At 67.4% G+C, this 19,006-nt stretch carries 13 protein-coding genes; 2 read left to right on the top strand and 11 right to left on the bottom strand.

Annotation, left to right across the window (positions count from 1 at the left end):
* The first annotated feature begins 60 nt into the window (after positions 1–60).
* Positions 61–1,065 (top strand): DUF4434 domain-containing protein, encoded by a 1,005-nt coding sequence (locus A7X97_RS09360; protein ID WP_072167829.1) that lies wholly within the window; start codon positions 61–63, stop codon positions 1,063–1,065.
* Here A7X97_RS09360 and A7X97_RS09355 read toward each other — a convergent pair.
* From A7X97_RS09355 to A7X97_RS09320, 8 genes are all read right to left on the bottom strand, one after another.
* The gene (locus tag A7X97_RS09355; protein WP_088496289.1) at positions 1,059–3,893 is read right to left on the bottom strand and encodes an NfrA family protein; all 2,835 of its coding nucleotides are present in this window, start codon (positions 3,891–3,893) and stop codon (positions 1,059–1,061) included. The two genes, A7X97_RS09360 and A7X97_RS09355, sit on opposite strands and share 7 nt — an antisense overlap.
* Positions 3,890–6,034 (bottom strand): glycosyl transferase family protein, encoded by a 2,145-nt coding sequence (locus tag A7X97_RS09350; protein ID WP_111007847.1) that lies wholly within the window; start codon positions 6,032–6,034, stop codon positions 3,890–3,892. The genes A7X97_RS09355 and A7X97_RS09350 overlap by 4 nt, the downstream gene beginning before the upstream one ends.
* Before the next feature lie 6 nt (positions 6,035–6,040).
* Positions 6,041–8,242, bottom strand: a complete 2,202-nt coding sequence (locus A7X97_RS09345; protein WP_111007846.1) for a hypothetical protein — start codon at positions 8,240–8,242, stop codon at positions 6,041–6,043.
* Positions 8,239–9,423, bottom strand: coding sequence for a non-hydrolyzing UDP-N-acetylglucosamine 2-epimerase (wecB, locus tag A7X97_RS09340; RefSeq protein WP_053498091.1), 1,185 nt, complete (start codon positions 9,421–9,423; stop codon positions 8,239–8,241). The genes A7X97_RS09345 and wecB overlap by 4 nt, the downstream gene beginning before the upstream one ends.
* Positions 9,424–9,689: 266 nt before the next feature.
* Positions 9,690–10,724 (bottom strand): fimbrial protein, encoded by a 1,035-nt coding sequence (locus A7X97_RS09335; protein ID WP_061478426.1) that lies wholly within the window; start codon positions 10,722–10,724, stop codon positions 9,690–9,692.
* Positions 10,715–13,279 (bottom strand): fimbria/pilus outer membrane usher protein, encoded by a 2,565-nt coding sequence (locus A7X97_RS09330; RefSeq protein ID WP_088496284.1) that lies wholly within the window; start codon positions 13,277–13,279, stop codon positions 10,715–10,717. Before A7X97_RS09330 ends, A7X97_RS09335 begins: the two co-directional genes overlap by 10 nt.
* 92 nt (positions 13,280–13,371) lie before the next feature.
* A complete protein-coding gene (locus A7X97_RS09325; protein WP_072167824.1) occupies positions 13,372–14,100 on the bottom strand; it encodes a fimbrial biogenesis chaperone in 729 nt (242 codons plus the stop codon).
* An 85-nt stretch (positions 14,101–14,185) separates the two neighbouring features.
* Positions 14,186–14,725: a fimbrial protein gene (locus A7X97_RS09320; protein ID WP_005415238.1), complete on the bottom strand. Its 540-nt coding sequence runs from the start codon at positions 14,723–14,725 to the stop codon at positions 14,186–14,188.
* Between the two features lie 459 nt (positions 14,726–15,184).
* Between A7X97_RS09320 and A7X97_RS09315 the strand changes: the two genes are divergently transcribed.
* The gene (locus tag A7X97_RS09315) at positions 15,185–15,550 is read left to right on the top strand and encodes a hypothetical protein (protein ID WP_072167823.1); all 366 of its coding nucleotides are present in this window, start codon (positions 15,185–15,187) and stop codon (positions 15,548–15,550) included.
* 10 nt (positions 15,551–15,560) lie between these two features.
* Here A7X97_RS09315 and pncB read toward each other — a convergent pair whose 3' ends face one another.
* From pncB to A7X97_RS09300, 3 genes are all read right to left on the bottom strand, one after another.
* Positions 15,561–16,739 carry a nicotinate phosphoribosyltransferase gene (pncB, locus tag A7X97_RS09310; protein WP_005415236.1) on the bottom strand — a complete coding sequence of 393 codons (1,179 nt, stop codon included), beginning with the start codon at positions 16,737–16,739 and terminating at the stop codon, positions 15,561–15,563.
* Between the two features lie 108 nt (positions 16,740–16,847).
* Positions 16,848–17,687, bottom strand: coding sequence for a glycosyltransferase family 2 protein (locus A7X97_RS09305; protein WP_111007845.1), 840 nt, complete (start codon positions 17,685–17,687; stop codon positions 16,848–16,850).
* Positions 17,684–18,535, bottom strand: a complete 852-nt coding sequence (locus A7X97_RS09300) for a glycosyltransferase family 2 protein (RefSeq protein WP_111007844.1) — start codon at positions 18,533–18,535, stop codon at positions 17,684–17,686. Before A7X97_RS09300 ends, A7X97_RS09305 begins: the two co-directional genes overlap by 4 nt.
* Between the last annotated feature and the right edge of the window lie 471 nt (positions 18,536–19,006).

Raw genomic sequence — 19,006 nt, 5'->3', positions numbered from 1 at the left:
GCCGGCACCACCCGTCGCTGGGTTCACCTGCTGCGCACGGTGCTCTGGGATGATGCGGGCATGGTTGCGCCCGTCCTTCCCGCAGATCCGTCTTCGCCATTGCGCCGCCGCCTGCTGCGCGCGGCCGTGCTGGCGCCGTTGGCCGGTACGCTCGCTACCCTGCCCGGCTGCTCGCTGCCGGTGCAGGTCGACGGCACCTTCCTGCAGCCCTGGCGCAGCCACCTGCAGTGGGGACCGGCCGACTGGCAGCGCTCGTTGAAGCTTGCACATACGCTGGGCTGCCGTCAGCTGGTGCTGCAATGGACCGGCATCGTCGGCGGCAGTGACGGCGACTGGTCACTGCCCGACGGCAGCCTGCAGCAGCTGTTCACCGCCGCCAGCCAGAACAACCTGCGCATCCGTGTCGGCCTACCCTTCCAGCAGCGCTGGTGGCAGGCGATCGGCGCCGACGACGCCGCGCTGCAGGCGTTCCTGGCCGACAGCCTGGCGCACGCACGCAGCTGGTTGGCACAGGCGCCGTGGGCCGAGCAGCCGGCCTTCGGGGGCTGGTACCTGCCCTACGAACTGGAGCAGTACCACTGGGCCGATCCGGCCCGCCAGCAATGGCTGGCGCAATGGCTGCACGGGCTGGCAGACGCCACCGGCGCGCGCGGCGGTGACTGCGCGATCTCCTGCTACTTCAGCCGCCTGCAGTCCGATGGCGACCTGGTCACGCTATGGCAGGCGGTACTGGCCCAGGCCACGCTGCGACCGATGGTGCAGGACGGCGTGGGCGTTGCCGGCGCCGGCAACGTGCAGCAGCTTCAGCCGTTGCTCGATCATTTCCACGCGCACGACATCGGCTTCGATGTGATCGTCGAGCTGTTCCGCGAACTGCCCGGCAGCGCCGCTGATGGCAGCGGGTTCAAGGGCGAGACTGCCGATGCCGCACGAATCCAACGGCAGCTGGCGTGGGCACGCGACAGCGGCGCACAGCACGTGCTGGTCTATGCGCTGGAGCCGTGGCTGACCCAGGACACGCCGCAGGCGGCGGCGCTGCGGCGCCGGTGGGGGCTGCCTCAGTAATAGAGGATGGCGGTGGCGAACAGGCCCTTGGCGCGCTGCGTATCACCGCCACCGATCGCAAAGCGGTACTGCACGGTCAGGTCGAGGTAGGAACGCGGCGTGTTGTAGTGGTCCTCGCGGAACCAGTAGCGCACGCCGAGGCCCGGCCCTGCGCCCATTGACCAGCTGCGCTGCGTATCGTTGAGCGCGAACGACTGTACCGGAAACAGCGGGTAGCGGATGCCGCGCACGCGCGAGCGCTGGTCCAGCCAGTCCGCCCCCACCACAACATACGGCGTGACCACCCAGTGGGTCTGCCCGGCACCGAAACGGAAGCTGCGTCCGGCGCGCAGTTCAGCGGCAGCGAACCACTGTTCGCGATGCAGGCGCCCATTGGCATCACCGATCCGCCGCACTGGCATGCCGTTGGCATCGAGTGCATCCAGGGTGAAATGCGCGCTGTTGTCATCCCATGTGTAACCGCCCTGCGCGTAGCCGCTGACCATCCACCACTGGTTCACGTCGGTGCGCAGGTCGGTACCGTGGTAATAGCCGTAGGTCAGGTAGGACATCCAGCCACCGGAACCGCTGGCCAGGCGGTAGCGGGCCAGGGTGCTGGATTCCAGTGGCGGGTTCAGGGCCAGCTGCATGCGGCACTGCACGGCCGCGGAGGCGGGATAGACATCGCCCGTGCGCGTGGCACTACCGAGGAACTGGCGGCGCTCGATGCCGGCGCTCAGGCCGGTCTGGCCGAAGGCGTAGCGCATGCCGAACGAGGCGATGGTGGACGGCCAGCCGGTGGTGGAACGCGAACGGCTGAGACGGTCGGCGCGTGCACGTGCGTCGGGTGTCGATTCGCCGGTGCACGGGTCCACTGCGCGGATCGATTCGTAGGTGCCGCCCTCGTCGTACAGCGTGTTGAGCAGCCGCGTGTAGAGCTCCAGCGTGCCATGCTGGTCGTTGAACGCCGGGGGCCGCCAGAACGCTTCCAGCGTGCTGAACACCGAATCGCCCGGCGTACTGATCGCCGCGCCGCCGACATTGGTCGCGGCCTGGCGCGCGCCGCGGAAGCCGGCCGAGGCGATCACGCCCCACTCGCGCGAATAGTTGGCGATGGCATTGCGCACGTTGTAGCGCTGATGCGCATCCAGAGGCAGCTCACCGGCGTCGGCGCGATCAATGGCGCTACGCAGCAGCGACACCGCCTGAGGATGATCGCCGTTGGCCGCACTCGCATACGCCTGGTCGATTACCACGCTTTTGGGTGCCTTGCCGGTGGCCTCGGCGGCACGGAAGTCGGCCAGTGCGCGCGCCGGTTCGTGGGCCTTCTGGTTGAGATAGCCGCGCTGCATCAGCAGCCCGGCGTCATCAGGGCGTTGCGCCAGTGCCGCGTCCAGGCGCAGCCGTGCTTCGTCCTGCTGGCTGCGGTTGCCTGCCGCCAGCGTGGTGGTCAGCAGACCTTGCAGGTCTGCATCGTCCGGTGCGAGTTGCACGGCCTGCCGTGCTTCACCGATGGCCTCGGCAAAGTCCTGCCGCGCGTAGGCTGCATATGCGCGCTGTGCAGCGCCACCGTCGCCCTGCAGGTCAGCCGGCATCAGCTCGCAGATATTGGCGGCGTCATCCGATTGGCAATGCTGGAACGGCGCTGGATAGGCCTGCGCACTCATGCGGGGAAGCTCGCGACTGGATCCGGTCGCCCTGGCGCGCTGCTCGATGCCCTGCTGCAGCAACTGCTGCGCGCGTGCATCGCCTGCATCGGCTGGCAATACCGGCCGCAGCGGCGCCAGCAGTGCAGCCGCACGTGCGCGATCCCCAGCGGCCAGGGCCGCATCCACGGCCAGCAGGCGCACGTTGCGCTGTTGCGTTGTGGACCCCGGCATGGCGAGCGCGGTGTCGAAGTCCTCATTGGCAAGCACGGTCTTGCCCTGGCGCTGGCGCAGATAGCCGCGCATCACCCGGGCATTGAGATCCCCGCCGTCGGCCTGCAGTGCCTGGTCGGCGCTGCGCTCGGCGTCGGCCAGCTGCCCCTGCTGCAGCTGCGCGGTGATCAACAGCAACCGGTACGAAGCAACATCCGGCGCAAGCTCGACGGCGGCGCGCGCCTGCGCGACGGCCGCCGCATCGTTCTGCGTGGACAGCGACTGGTAGGCCTGCTGGGCCTGCAGCAGCGCGCGCTGGCGGGCCAGCGCCACGCGCCGCGCGCGCAGTTCCTCGACGTTCGGTGCGCCCAGCTGCAGCGCCGTGCCGATGGCCGCGTCGGCCAGTTCGGCCTGTTGCTGTGCTTCCAGCGCCGCCACCCACAGCATCGCCCAGGCACCCTGCTTCGGCTGCTGGCGGAAGGCCTGCTCGGCCTTGCTGGCCGCTTCCCACATGCGCCCGGCGTCATAGGCAGCATAGGCCTCGGTGGCCAGCGTGTAGGCCTGCTGCCTGGCGCGGTCTGCGCCGCTGCCGGCCGCGCGCGGTGGAGAGGGTGCGCGCCCGCCCCGGGCATCCGGGGGCGTGCTGCGCGCAGCGGTGGCAGCGGCCAATGCCGGCAAGGCCGGATCCTTCAACCCGGCATCCAGTGCACGGCGCGCCTGCTGCTGCGCCTCCGCCGGCCGGCCCAGTTTCTGCAACGCATAGATCTGCAGCAGGCGCAGCCGCACCACGTCCGGGCGCAACCGGATCGCTTCGCTGGACTGCTGGTAGGCCGCAGCGTAATCACCGCGCTCGTAGGCGGCGAAGGCCTGCTCGGCGACGCGGTAGGCCGCACCGGACAACGGCAGCGGCGCATCGGCCTGCGCCTGTGCCGGCGCGGTAGCCGTTGCCAGGGCGACAGCGATGACGGTGGACAGCAGCGTGGTCTTCATGCCGGTAAGGCTCCGGGAGGCGGCGACTGCAGCGCGGCCGCACGCCGGCGCTGCTCCTGCATGGCCTGGGCGACGGCGTCCTCGGTGGTGATGCCCTGCTTGACCAGGTAATCGCCAATGCGGCCATCGCGCTGCGGCTTGTACGCATCCAGTGCAATCTCGAAGCGCGCGTGGTCGATCAGGCGCATCTCCACCAGCAGGTCGCCCAGCAAGGGCACGTTGTCCAGCTGCCAGTGCTGGTCGCCGCCGATCAGGCGCAGGCCAGCGTTGATTTCGCTTTCGCGGGCGATGCTCTGTTCGATGTGTGCGCTGCGGGTTTCCTGCTTCAGCAACGCCAGCGCGTCTTCGGGCAATGGGCTGGCCACGGCCAGCCGCAGTGTCTGCTGCTGCGGCGGTAGCGGCAGCATGCGCCACTGCACGCAGGCATCGGCGCTGACCGGGAATGATCCCGCGCGCAGGTAATCGATGTCGATGACCGCACGCGGCAGGTCGCCCTGGAAGGCGATGGCTTCGGCCAGGGTTTCATCATCCAGCCAGCCCTGGGTGAGCAGGATGCGGCCCAGCGGCTGCCGCCGGCCGGCATGCTGCTGCGCCAGCGCCTGCTGCAGCCGCTCCGGTTCCACCGCCTGCCAGGTGGTCAACAGCTCACCGAGTTGCTTGCGGGTCTGCACCAGCTGTGCCGCATCGGGAAAGTCGTGCATGGTCTTGTCCCAGACCATGCGCTTGCCGAACAGCAGGTAGGCCAGGAACACCTTCCATGCGCGGGCGGTGGCCATGAAGTTGATCATGTTGCCGACCACCATGCGCGGGATCGACATCAGCGCATGCTCCCAGCCGTACAAGCGGTTGACGAAGTAGAAGCGCTGCACGACGCGGGTCGCCAGCGCCGCCGTGGTCAGCAGCGCGACATTCATCTGCCAAGTACCGGCCTGGAACACGCTGGGGAACTGCATCGTCCACACCCCTGTCGCCTTCAACAGCCAGAACAACAGCAACTGCAGGAAGATGAGGTAGGCGATGATGCTTACGAACGAGGTGATGATGCCCTTGCGATCGCGCGCCAACAGGTACTTGGTAGCCAGCGAACCGCGCCAGCCCAGCGACTCCCAGCTCTGCAGGCCGATGCCCAGCACCCAGCGCGCCTTCTGCCGGTACGAGGCGCGGAAGTTGTCGGGGAAGTACTCACGCACGCACAGCGCCATCTGCTGGGTGCGCTCGCGCACCGGCCCCCAGCCGAACCATGACGGCCGACGCACGCGGAACTGCACCGGGAAGCGGGCGAAGATCGACTGCATGCCCATGGCCGCCAGCCGCGCACCGACGTCGTAATCTTCGGTGAGGCTGTCGGTGCTGAAGGGCTGGTTGTCGGTCTGCGCGCTCAGCGCCAGCAGCGCACGCCGCGAAAAGCAGGTGCCGACGCCGGCCGACGGCACCATGCCGGACACGCTCTCGCGCACCACCAGGTCCTTGGCGTGCCATTCGGCGAACTCGTCCATGTAGACACCGGCCACCAGTTCGTACCATTCGCGGTCCAGTGAGGTGACCGGCAGCTGGATCATGTCCTTGCGCGGCAGCAGGTAGTTGTAGAAGCGCAGTTCCATCGGGTGCAGCACGTCTTCGCTGTCGTGCAGGATCACCCCGGCGAACTCGATGTCGTGGCGCTTCTCGTAGTCGAAGATCGCCAGGATCAGCCAGTTCAGGCAGTCGGCCTTGCTGGTCGGTCCGTCATGCGGCACCTCCACGCGGCGCAGGCGCTTGTAGCGACGGCGCATGCGCTCGACTTCGTCGATGGTCTGCTGGTCGTTGGGATAGGTGCCGACGAACACGACGTACTCGCGGTAGTCGAGCACGTTGATCATGTTCTCGACCATCTGCGCGATGACGTCGTACTCCATCCACGCCGGCACCATGATCGCCAGCGGCTGTTCCGGCCGCTGCAGCAGGTCTTCCTGGGTCAGCGGCCGGTACGCGTCGCGGCGCTTGACGGTCAGCGCGCGCCAGCTCTCGCGCACCCAGTACCAGACATCGATGAACAGGTCATCGAGGCTGGAGATCAGGATCAGCACGGCCACCGCCGCCGCCGTGGTTTCCAGGGCAGCGTAGTAGTTGGCCAGCTGGATGTTCCAGAACAGACCGTCCACGGTGGATCAATGTCCTGCGTTGGCGGACTTGCGGCGGCGCACCTGGGTGACGCGGGCGGCCAGCAGCGCGAATACGATCACGCCAACCAGCAGCAGCAACCAGACCATGTGCCGTTCCCACTTCGATTGCGGATTGCCGTCGTGCGCGAGGCGAGTGCCATAAGGATCCTGGCGGTCGAATTCGCGCACGACATCAGTGCCGTCAAGCACGGCCAGATCGCCGCGCAGCAACCGGAACGGTGCGCTGAACGACGGTGCCTGTGCGCCGAGGTCGCTGTAGAGAACGCCCAGCTGGCCGCCGGACGAACCCACCTGCACCACCGCGGCGTGATCCAGGCCGCTGACATCCAGCAGCGGTTGCGACGTGCCACCGACGCGCAGGTGGCCATCCTTCAGGCCGGCCACATCGACACCGGCCGGTGCAACGCCGAAGGCCAGCCATGGCGCGCCCGGGCTGACCGCGGCACCGGCGTCGACCACCTTCAGTTCCGACACCTCCGGCGAAGCGCCCACTGCACTGGCCACCGCGATGACCTTGCCCAGCGAGGCCGGTGCATCCTGCAGCCAGGCGCCGGGCACGAACACCTGGTTGCCGCGTGACAGCTGGCTGCTGGCACCGACGAAATCACTGCCCAGCGAGCGCCTGGCCAGGGTCAGGTGGCTGCTGGGCAGGATCGAGACTGGATAGCCGGTCGCCGGATCGTGGCAGTAGGGGCGTGCCGGTTGGCGCAGGAAGCTGACACGGATCTCGTTGCGCGCCGACAGCGCGTAGGCCGGTACCTTGGCCACCAGCCGTTGCGGTTGGCCGTTGGCCGACAGCACCTTGCCGCCCAGCAGGTAGTCGTTGAGGTAGATCGTGGCCACCGCGCCCTGACCCGCCGCATTGGGGGCCGCCGAGACATCGATCACCACTTGCTCGGGCAGGCGGCCATCGGCCGACAGCGTGCCCAGATCGAAGCTGGCGCTGCGGTCGGCGCGGGTCACCACATCCATGGTTCCGGCGATGTTTCCGAGCCGGCTCAGCAGTACCTGGTCACCGTCCAGTTTGGGCGTTCCTGCTGCGCTGACCTGCAGGCTGCGGCCCAGCGCATAGCTGCGCCACTGTTCGGCGAACAGTCCGGCAACCTTGCCCGCTGCCGCCGGGTCGACCACCAGCGTCGGACGGCCTGCAACGGCCACCACGCTGACCGACGCGTTGGCGGCGGGCTTCTCCAGGCCGCCCATGTCAGTATCGCGCCACGTGGCAAACGCTGCGCCCGCATCGGTGCCCGCCGCGCCGACCTGTGCGGCCAGCGCATCCAGCGCCGCGCGTACGCCGACGCGCAATGCATCGCTGCCGATCATCACATCGGCGGCCAACGGCCCGCTGTCACGCAACGACAGCAGCGCTCCCACTTCGGCCAGGTCCTTGATCGCGTGCACGCGCTCGCCCGCGGCCAGCGCGGCGTACGCCGGCACGCCCTGCAGGCTGGCCGGGATGCTGATGCCGGCCAGGTCGACGCTGTCGCCGACCTTGGGCAGCGCCACCACCTGTACCTGTTTGCCTCCGGCCTGCAACGCGGTACCAATGCGCCAGGCGGCATCATAGGTGGGCGCCTGCAGCGCCTTGCCCTCCACCAGCAGGCGCACCCGCGGTGGCAGCGCGCCCCAGGCCTTGGCCACGGTATCCACGGCACGCCCATCGAAGCGGTAGCTGAAGCGCGAGTCCGGCGACAGCCGCAGCACGTTCGCCGGCGCGCTCTGGTCGGCACATTGGTAGTCGGACACGATCGACCACCAGCCGACACCGACCCGCACGAAGCCGTTCTGGCGGGGTTCGCCATCGATGGCCAGCAGCTGGCTGGCATCGCCCTGGGCATCGGTGATCGAACGCGCGGCGATCGGATCGCCATCCACCGACCACAGGCCTGAAGTTCGCCCGGCGTGGCCACGCACATAGCGGCCATCGAGCTGCAGCTGCGCATCGCGAGTGGCAACACCGGCCGGCACCGGCAGGTAGACCTCGCGCTGGCTCTCCTGCCCACTGAGTACCAGCGGCTGGCGGAAGCCGAGTTCGCGCAGGGTCATCTGCCGGCTCACCGTGCTGTCGCCGCTCCATTCTGCGAACTGGCCGGCGACGCTGTCGGCGGCGTGGGCACTGCCAACCGCGCACGACAGGACGAACGCGGCGGCGGAAACAAACAGGGGACAGCGGCCGGTCTGGCTCATGGCGTCACTTCATGGAGAGGGTGGTGGGCGGCACCGCCGCTGCGGAGACCGGGCGAGAACTCGGGAAGAGGAGCGCCACGCAGGGCGGCGACGATGCGGGCGCTGGCGCGGCCGTCGCCATAGGGACTGCCATCGGGGTCGAAACGGGTCGGCTGCGGTGGCTGTGCCAAGGCCGCATTGACCCCCTCGACGATGCGCGAGGGCGTGGTCCCGACCAGCGTCACCACACCGGCCTCGACCGCCTCCGGGCGCTCGGTGACGTCGCGCATCACCAGCACCGGCTTGGCCAATGCCGGCGCTTCTTCCTGCACGCCACCGGAGTCGGTGAGGATGACGTCGGCGCGCTGCATCAGGCGCACGAAGCGCAGGTAGTCCTGCGGCGGCACCAGGTGCACGTTGTCGAGGTTGCCCAGGTGTGCGTTGACCGGTGCCTGGACGTTCGGATTGAGGTGCACCGGGTACAGCACCTGCAGGTCCGGCCGCTGGGCCAGTTCGGCCAGCGCACGGCAGATGTCCTCGAAGCCCTGGCCGAAGCTCTCGCGGCGATGGCCGGTGACCAGCAGCAGGCGGCGCCCGGGGTCGAGCATGTGGAAGGGTTCGTCAGCCTGGGCACGCAGTGCCGGATCGGCATCCAGGCGCTGCACGGTCTGCTGCAGGGCATCGATGACGGTGTTGCCGGTGACCAGGATCTGACCGCCCAGATGCTCACGGGCCAGGTTGGCGCGCGAGCCGGGAGTGGGTGCATACAGCTGATGACCGACCACGTCGATCACCCGCCGGTTCATCTCCTCCGGCCATGGCCGGTTGATGTCGCCGGTACGCAGGCCGGCCTCGACATGGCCGATCGGAATGCGGTGGTGGAACGCGGCCAGGGCGGCGGTCATCGCCGTGGTGGTATCGCCGTGCACCAGCACGCGATCCGGGCGGACCTGCGTGTAGAGCGCGTCAAGCCGCTCGAACAGCCTGGAACACAGGCCATTGAGGGTCTGGTTGGGCACCATGACATCCAGGTCATGGTCGGCGGTGATCTCGAACAGCGACATCACCTGGTCGAGCATCGCCCGGTGCTGGCCGGTGATGCAGACCACCGATTCGATGTCCGCAGCCTCGGCCAGGGCGCGCACCAGCGGCCCCATCTTGATCGCTTCCGGTCGGGTGCCGAACACCGACAGGACCTTCACCGGGGGGCTCCGGAAGGCCGGTGCTGGAAAATGCCAGGAGCTGTAGCCACGTCTGGATCCTTTCGGCGTTACCGTCCAATGCCCGCAGGCAGGAGACGGTCACCTCATGAGGAAACTCCAAATTCGCGACGTCCATCACAATCGATTGATGGCACGTGCGTCGTGGCAGTGATCTTCATCGTTGGAAGATCAAGACGCAGTCAACGCCGCCCGTGGGACGGGCGACGTTGCGGCGGAACGCAGCAGGGGCAGCCGCCCGGGCGGCCTTACTCGTACTGGATGGTGAACGTGGCCTGGCCGTTCGCGACACCCGCACCCACCGTGCCAGCCTGGGTCTGCACATAGCGCGCACGCAGCGGCAGCGCCATGACGCTGGTCCCCGGCGCGGTGGTGCCGACGTTGATGGTCTGGCCGAAGCGCACTTCGCGCTCGGTGGTGCCAACGCGCTGGACCATCTGGATGCCGATGCGGGTGGCGCTGTTGGTGGCCGCGCTGAGCTTCAGCACGCCCGGCATGTTCGAGCTGTCCTGGTCGGCATCGAGACGGATGCCGATCTTGCTCTGGTAGGCGGCAACATTGCTGCCCTGGCAGTTCAGGCGGATCTCGAAATCACGATCGACCGCGCGCGAACCGACACCGGTGAAGGTGGTGTTGGGCACGCTGCCGAAGTCGACGGCGATGTTGCGGCTGCCGGCCTGCACTTCGCAGGTCGGGCTGACCACGGTGGTGCCCGAGCCCTTGAAGGTCGAGGTCAGCACCGGGCGACCGGGGCCATCACCGTCGAAGTAGTAGGTGGTGAAGCGGCCGTTCGGCGCGATCACGCCCGAGCCGGTCTGGGCAGCGGTCTTGATCAGCTGGATGCGGAACGTGCCTCCCACCAGCGAGATGGTGCTGCTGCTGCCGAAATTGATGGTGTGCGGATAGTAGGTCTGGATCGCACCGGAGTCCCGGTACAGGCGGATACCCACGCCCGCCACATCGGTTTCATAGACGTTCGAGAAGCCGGCCACCGGACGCTTCTGCGCGGCGTTGACGTACTCGCCAATGGAACGGCCACCGGACCAGTCGCAACGTGCCACGCTGTTCTGCTGGTTGATCGGCTCGCTGATCTCCTTGATCACGCCACCGACCGGCGTGCTGGGCAGGATCACGATCTGGCCCATGTCCATGGTCACGTCCTGCGCGGTGAACCAGCTGGACTGGATGCGGCACGACGCGCTGGCCTGCTGTGCCAGCAGTGCGCCACCCAGCAGTACAAGGGCCGTCAGCGCCTTGCGGCCACGGGAAGAAATCATCGGCATGCTGCCTCCAGCGGGATGAAGCCGGTCTTGGACGCATCGGCGCCCGCCGGAACCTGGTAATCGATGGTGCAGCGCTGGTCGGCACCGGCGCCCCACTCCACCAGCAGGCGGCCCTGGTTGTTTTCACTGCGCACGTACAGGCGGCCGCCCTGGCTGACCATGCCGACCGGCTGGCCCTGCTCATCCTTGACCTGTGCACCGAACGGCATGCTGCGGCCATCCGGGTTGCGTACCTGGATCAGCAACGCGTTGCCCTTGCGGGTATCGAAGCGCAGGTAGCTGATGGCACCGGCGAACGGTGCGATCGACTGGCTGGTGCTTTCCAGCTCGACGTCGTGGGCCATGCCCTGCGGATCGAGGGTGACGGTGTTGAGGCGGTACGGCGACACGTACGGCACCACGGCGTAGCCGCGGCCATCGACGCGCAGGCCCGGGGCGTTGCTGACGATCGCATCGCGCGCGCCCGGTGCCTCGACCAGCACCATGGTGTCGCCACGCTGCGGGGTGAACGTGAAGCCGCCCGGATGCACCACCACGCTGCCGTTGGCACCGACGGAGGCCTGGCGGAAATCACGCGAGTGGCTGTAGGTGGCATTCAACGCGGAGTAGCGGCTGCGGTATTCGGCATTGCCGACCGCCGTAGTGCCACCCTCGCGGGAATCGGACAGGGCCACGCCGTAGCTGAAGTTGTTGTCGACGCCGGCCGAACCGGTGATGCCGACGCGGCTGTTGTCGTAGCCACCGCGGTCTCGCACGCCCAGATCGGCACTGAACGACACCGGGTGGGTACCACGGCCCAGCGGCACGCTCATCGACAGCAGGTACTGGGTGTCGGAACGGCCGAGCACGCCTTCTTCGGTGCGCAGCGCCGAGAAGCCGTAGTTCACTGAACGCCAGGCGTTGTTGTAGCCCACCTGGTACTGCTTGGAGGTGCCGGAGCGGTCATAGAAGTCACGCACCGAACCGGTCACGTACAGCGCACCGCCACGACGGCCCAGCGGCTGGTTCAAGGTCACCTGGAACTGGCTGCGCTGGCGACCACGGGTGGTCGGATCGATGCCGCGCTTGTCCGAGTCACGGCCATACAGCGCGTCCTGCAGGCTGTAGAAACCTTCGGTCGAGTAGCGGTAGGCGGCCAGGGTCAGGTTGGTGCCGGTCTCACCGATCATGTTGCTGTAGCTCAAGCGCACGCTGGCGCCGGTGTGGCTGCCGTAGTGGTCGAACGAGGTGCGTGCATGGGTGACGTCTGCCGCGAAGGCACCGACCCGCGTGGACAGGCCGACACCGTACAGCAGCGACAGGTAGCCATCGCTCAGCGCGCTGCCGCCGTACAGGGTCAGCTGGTTGCCGATGCCGCGCTGGTAGGTGCCCTGCACCAGCCAGGGTTCGTCGGCCAGCAGCTTGTTGCGCACCTGGCCGGCGGTCAGCGAGTAACGCGACACGCCTTCGCGCAGCATCTGCGGCACCGAGCCGAACGGCACCTTGAATTCGCGGCGGCGGCCGTCGGCCTCGATCACGCTCACTTCCAGGTCGCCGCCGTAGCCGGTCGGGTACAGGTCATCGATGACGAAGTTGCCCGGCGAAACGGTGGAGGAGTAGATCAGCTGCTGGTTCTGGCGCACTTCGATGCGCGCATTGGTCTCGGCGATGCCGCGCACCACCGGCGCGTAGCCGCGCAGCGAATCGGGCAGCATGCGGTCGTCGCTGGCCAGGCTGGCACCGCGGTAGCCGATCGAGTCGAACAGCTCGCCTGTGGTATAGGCCTCACCGATGGTGAGCATGCCGCGCACCTGCGGGATACCGCGCTGTGCGTAGGTGGCAATGCTCTGCCAATGGCGGCCGTCACCCTCGGACCAGGTCAGGTTGGAGTCGTGGCGGAACTGCCAGCCGCCCAGGTTCAGGCCGGCATTGAGGCCGAGATAGGCACTGCGGTTGCGCTGGCCACCTTCGACACGGCTGTTGCTGTCGATGGCATTGAAACTGTAGCCGACGAAACCGGCATTGATGCCGCGGTCCCACAGCGCCGGGTTGACGTAGCCGCGCGCCTCGCGGCGCAGGAACACCTGCGGGATGCTGAGGTCGTAGCGCAGGTTGCCGCTGTCGTAGACACCATAGGCATTGGCCATGCGCTGCTGCACCGGCACGCAGCTGGTCGTGTCGGTCGGCAGCGTCGGGTCCTGCTGCAGCAGCACGGCCTCGCTGTCCACGCCCATTTCTTCCAGCATCGGCAGCGGCAGGCAGGCGTCGACACGGCCCTGTGCATCGGCCTTGAACTGCAGGTCACGACGGCCCTGCCAGGCGCCGTTGACGTAGACGTCGACGCGGTAATTGCCGGCCACCATCGGGTTGCCGTTGCTGAAGGCCGCCAGGTCGACCTGCTTGGCCTGGCCGGACAGGAAGCTGGAATTGAACTGGGCCGATTCCGGTGCACGCGCATTGGCCGCACCACTCTGCGCCATCAGCGCCTGTTCGCCGAGATTGGCCGGTGCAGCCAGCGCCCATCCTGGGCAGGCCGCGCCAACAACCAGCAGGCAAAGCGCCTGATGGATCGACAATGTCAATCTGTTTCCGATCACACTGACATTCCTTCAATTCGCCGCACGGCGGCGGTGGCGGGATGCGCAGGCCCTTGGCCGGCGCGGCGCGTTCAGCTCCCGGTGCTGTCGAGGCGGACGGTGTGCTCGACCCGGCCGCCGTAATCATTGATGGTGATGAAGCGCACCTGCTGCGTGCCCGCCGGTGCGGCGAACTCCAGGCTCTGCTTCGGCGCGACCATCGCGCCCTTGTCCTCGACGGCCTTTTCGCTGCTGCCGGTCACGGCATGCACTTCGGCCAGAGTGACGTGGAAGGGGCTCGGGTTTTCCACCCGCAGGTGGTCGCCATTGCGGGTCCAGCGCAGCGCTGCCGGTGCGTCGTTGGCGACGCCCTTCAGGCCCTGCGGCCGGTAGAAAAGCTTCAGGCGCGAACGGAACGCCACCTGCAGGTAATTCTGGTCACCACTGTCGGCGTTGTCCGGCGACGGCGGTACGTCCAGCACATTGAGCCAGAACACCGTCTCGCGATCGGTCGGCAGCTGTGCGCCGGAGAAGATCAGGCGCAGCGCCTGGCTGCGGCCCGGCTCGACGCGCGCGATCGGCGGCGTCAGCACGAACGGAGCATCACTGGTATCGGCGGTCTGGTTGGCGTCGCCACTGTCGATCCAGGCCTGGACCAGTGCGGGCGAGTCGCCCACGTTGTCGACCTGCACGGTGACTTCGCGCGCCTGTGCCGGGTAGATCACCCGCGTGCCATTGACCACCACGCCGGCCAGTGCGTTCTGGCAGAGGGGCAGCGTGAACGCTGCCAGCAGCAGCGCCCGGGGAAAGAGTGCTTTCATCGGAAGTACTACGCTCGAGGGGTGTGGCCAGGGGCCGCGGAGCACTGGCCGGCGCGTACGCCGGCCAATGCGGGTACAGCTACGATCAGTTGTAGATGATCGTGTACTTGACGCTGCTGGTGACGTCGCCCGGGGTGGCGGCGGCAGTGGCGTAGTACTCAGCGTAGTAGTTCAGGTCGGCCGAGCCGTCGGTGCCGACGGTGACCCACTGCGAGTTGGTCTGGGCCAGGCCAGCGCCGGCAGCCTTGATCGGCAGGAACTGGTTGTTCGAGCCCAGCAGCTGCAGCTGCACGTTGGTGGCAGCGTTGGCCGAGGCCTGGTTGACCAGGCGGCCGCTGTTGAAGTCGACGGTCGAACCCGGCTCGAAGTAGGTGGCGACGTTGCCGGCGCTGCACTTGGTCAGGTTGATGGCGAACGGGGTACGGCCCGCAACGGCACCGGCGGTAGCCAGGGTGTTCTTCGACACGGTCGGCAGGGTCACGGCGAAGTCCTTGCCGCCCGGGGTCGAGATGGTGCAGGTCTTGTCGGTCACCTTGCCATTGAAGGTGATGGTGCCGTCGGCGGCGTTGGCGGCCAGCGGAGCGGCGGCCAGCATCAGAGCGGCAATGAGGTTGATCTTGTGCATTCGCTTTTACCTAACCCTACTGAAGAGATGAGAAGTAGAGGAGGAAGCAAGGAGCACTGCCGGGCTAACAAGACCCATCCTTGCGTCTCACCTGTGGCCGGACTCGGACATACCTTCCCCTGAATCCGTGACGCAAGTATATGCACAACTGTGATGAAAGTCTCATTATTTTTCTGAACGCCAATTCATTGACGCCCTAAATGTGACGTGATAGGCGGAATCAGCACCTGGGACGCGTGGAAGCTTTGACGACGGGGCCGCCAGGTCGCGGACAACCGTGGATGACGCGTTGAGAGGCGCGTTCGGCAGGCGCGGAAACAGGCATTTTTCAGGCGGAAATCACCTTATTTGATGCGCATCACTCTTTCTTGGTGATGGCCCTAGCAGATTCGGATTTGTCCTATTAAAGGCGGATCGATCCTGTCGCTAACTAGGACACACCGAACCAGAGAACGTGTCATGAGGAATTCCATTCTGCTGTGTGTGGCCCTGATGTCCGTCAGTGCGCTGGCCCAGGCCAGCAGCGGCAGCATCCGTTTCAGCGGCCGCATCGCCGAGCCGGGCTGCACGACGAACCTGTCCCAGGGTGAGCTGAGCCTGGCGGCCTGCCCGCCGTCGGCCAAGGGCTCGACGGTGGAAGTGACGGCACTGGCCGATGGCCAGGCCGCGATGCTGCGCGATGGCAAGCGCCAGGGCCAGAAGCTGTCGGTGTCGGCCAGCGCGATGCGCGCCGGCGATATCGCCTTCTCCGAGCGTTACAGCGTGCAGGCTTCGAAGCAGCAGCCGCTGCAGGGCGCCTACCTGGTGGTGGTCGACTACCTGTAAGCCGACGTATTTACGCCGGCGGCAGCTCGAAGACCTGGCGCAGGTAGGCCAGGTAACCCGGGTCGTCGCACATGCTCTTGCCGGGCGAATCGCTGAGCTTGGCCACCGGCTGGCCGTTGCAGCGGACCATCTTGATGACGATGTTGAGCGGCGTCGGGCCCAGGTCATTGGTCAGGTGGGTGCCGACGCCGAACGCGACCTGGCAGCGACCGCGGAAGTAGTCGTACAGGCGCATGACCTTGGCGATGTCGAGCCCATCGCTGAACACCAGCACCTTGCTGCGTGGATCGACGCGACGCTGCTGGAAGTGCGCCAGCATGCGGTCGCCCCAGTCGAACGGATCGCCGGAGTCATGGCGCACACCGTCGAACAGCTTGCAGAAATACATGTCGAAGTCGCGCAGGAACGCGTCCAGGCCGACCACGTCGGACAGCGCGATGCCCAGATCGCCACGGTACTCGCGCGCCCACGATTCCAGTGCCGCCACCTGCGAATCACGCAGGCGCGGGCCGAGCGCCTGGAACGCCTGCAGGTACTCGTGGGCCATGGTGCCGTGCGGGGTCATGCCGTACAGGCGCGCGAAGTGGACGTTGCTGGTGCCGACCAGCTGCGGGCCGAGTGCATCGCGCAGCAGCGGCAGCAGCCGCGCGTGCCAGTCACGCGAGTAGCGGCGACGGCTGCCATAGTCGGCAATGCGGCATTGTTCGAAGCCGGGGGTATCGCGCAGCAGCGCGGCCTTGGCCTGCAGGCGGCGCTCGCCTTCGGCGAAGTCGGCCGTGGTGGTGTTGCGGAACCAGACTTCGTTGATGATCGCCAGCAGCGGCACTTCGAACAGGATGGTGTGCAGCCACGGGCCGGTGATGTCCAGTTCGATCTCGCCGGGCACGGCCGTCGACGCGCGCAGCTGGATGTACTTGCGGTCGAGGTGGAACAGGCCGAGGAAATCGGCGAAATCCGGCTTCACGAAGCGCAGGCCACGCATGTAGTCCAGCTCCGCGTCGCTGAAGCGCAGGCTGCACAGGTGGTCGATTTCTTCGTCGATCTGGTCGATGTAGCGGGCCAGGTCGATGCCGGGCGTACGGCACTTGAACCGGTACTGCACCTGGGCGCCGGGGTGCTGGTGCAGCACCGCCTGCATCATGGTGAACTTGTACAGGTCGGTGTCGAGCAGGGACTGGATGATAGGCATGGAGCGGATTATGCGCCCGGCGGCGTGAACCGGGGTGCCTGCGGCCACGCTCGGCTCACGGGGAACAGCATTGGTAGATCCACGCCATGCGTGGATGCTCCTGCGGCGCTACAGCGACCTGCGCAGCAGCCTCGGCACCAGCATCGCCGCATGCGCCCAGATCGCGGCCCACACCGCAACGCGTACCGGCAGCGACCGCTGCTTCGCTTCGAACTTCTGGAAGTAGCGCCACAGCCCCCTGTGCTTGTGCCATTCCACGAAGAATGGCCGCGAGCGGCTGGAGACGCCGCGCACATGGGTAACCTGCAGGTCGTTGGCGATCGCCACCACCGCGCCGGCCTCGCGTGCGCGGCGGCACAGATCCAGGTCCTCGGCATGCAGGCGGTAACCCGCATCCCAACCACCGATGCGCTCGAACAGGGTACGCGGCATCATCAGCAGCGCACCGGACAACGCCGGCACGGGCTGCACGGCCTGGTGTGGATCGCGCGGAACCGCCAGCTTCGAGCCCTTGCCCGGCGAGCGCAGCATCAGCAGGAAATCCGGATCGCGACGGCGCACCGCTTCATCGGCGTGGCCGTGCTCGTCCACCTGCTCCACGCCCAGCAGGCAATCGCCCAGCACCTCGCCACGGCTGCGCAATTCGGTCAGGGTGTCCGGCTCAATCATCAGGTCCGGGTTGATGAAGGCCAGCCACGGGCTGTGCGAGTCGGCCACGCCCTGGTTGTTGGCGGCGGCAAAGCCGGGATTGTCCGGATTGCCGACGAAGCGCACGCGCGGGTCATGGCTGGCATGCCGCTGCACGATGTCCAGCGTGCCATCCAGCGAACCATTGTCGATCACCCGGATCTCGGCGATGTCCTGCGCCTGGCGCAGGCGCGACAGGCAGGCATCGATGGTGCTGCCACTCTGGTAGGTGACGACGATGGCGGCAATGGTTGCATTCAAACGTGAGGCTCCGGCGCGGGCGGGACAAACAGGTCGCCCTGTTCCTTCGGCATTATCGCCTGCCGCATGCGCTGCTGCAGGTCGTCACGCAGACCGTGCAGTGGATCGTGCATCAGGAAATCGGCCAGCCGCGGCACCCAGGCCGGCCAGCGTGCCGCCAGGGCCTCCAGGTCGCCATCGCGGCTGACCGCCTCCCCTGCCCGGCTGACGAACGCGGTCTCGCACAACACATTGCGCCACCCCAGGCCCGCCATGCGCAGGCTGAGATCGATCAGCGCGGCATTCCAGCCGGCATAGCTGTCCACGTCCAGGCCACCGGCACGGCGGCGCGCGTTGCCACGTACCAGCACCGCGTGGGTGACCGCCGATGGCAACTCCGGGTGCAGCGTCGGCAATGTAGCGCAGGTATGCGCCAGCAAGGCCGGGTCATGGGGTTCGGGATTGATCTCGCCCAGCCGTGGCCACGCCGCGGTCTCGCCGGCATTGCACCAGGGGGTCGCGGTGGCGATGGCGGCATCGCGGGCGAAGGCATCCTGCAACTGCTGCAACCAGCCGGGCGACGGCACGCTGTCCGGCGCCAGCACGGCCACGTCCAGGCCATCGCAGGCGCGCAGCATCTCATCCAGATGGGCAACCTCGCCCAGTGGCCGCGCGCGCCGGGTGTACTCGGCCTGCAGCGGCGTATGCGCCAACCAGTGCTCGACCACGGCCTGCGCACGCGGCCCTGCCTGCGCGTCATCGGCCAGCCAGACCGCGGTGCCCGGCGCGGTGCCGGCATCCAGTGCGGCCAGGCAGCGGTCGAGCGCGGCATCGTCCACACACAGCGGCAACAACACGATCGCCCCCATCCCGCCTCCGTGGTTGTCGGTGGCCACAGCGTAGCACCGGGAGGGTATCGGCCGGGTTGCACCCGGCGCCTGCAGAGGCCGGAGCCGAAGCAACAGCAGAAGCCGGCTATCCTTGGAATGGCGGGGTGGGTCCGGTTGCGGGGGACGCCGTAAACCCATCCTTGGGGCTTGGCCGCGGCATCCATGCCGCGGACGCCCCCGCAACCGGACCCACCCCGCCTTCGACAGATTTCTTCGCTCTGCCAGCAAAAGCTGGGGTCAGATCCGTTTTCCTCTGGAAAACGGATCTGACCCCTTTTTCTGATTTCGAAATCTGACAGACAGTCATCCACGCATGGCGTGGATCTACCGTGTCGACCAAGGTCGACACCTACCAACAGCAGCACACTGTCGAAGGCGGGCACTGTGGGTTTGCGGGGTGTGAGCCGCATGGATGCGGCGACCAAGCCCCCATGGATGGGTTTACGGCGT

The organism is Stenotrophomonas sepilia (genome assembly GCF_003244875.1).
GTDB classification, from domain to species: domain Bacteria; phylum Pseudomonadota; class Gammaproteobacteria; order Xanthomonadales; family Xanthomonadaceae; genus Stenotrophomonas; species Stenotrophomonas sepilia.
The sequence above is the reverse complement of the archived record's forward strand: the minus strand, read 5'-3'. Positions and strand labels throughout refer to the sequence as shown.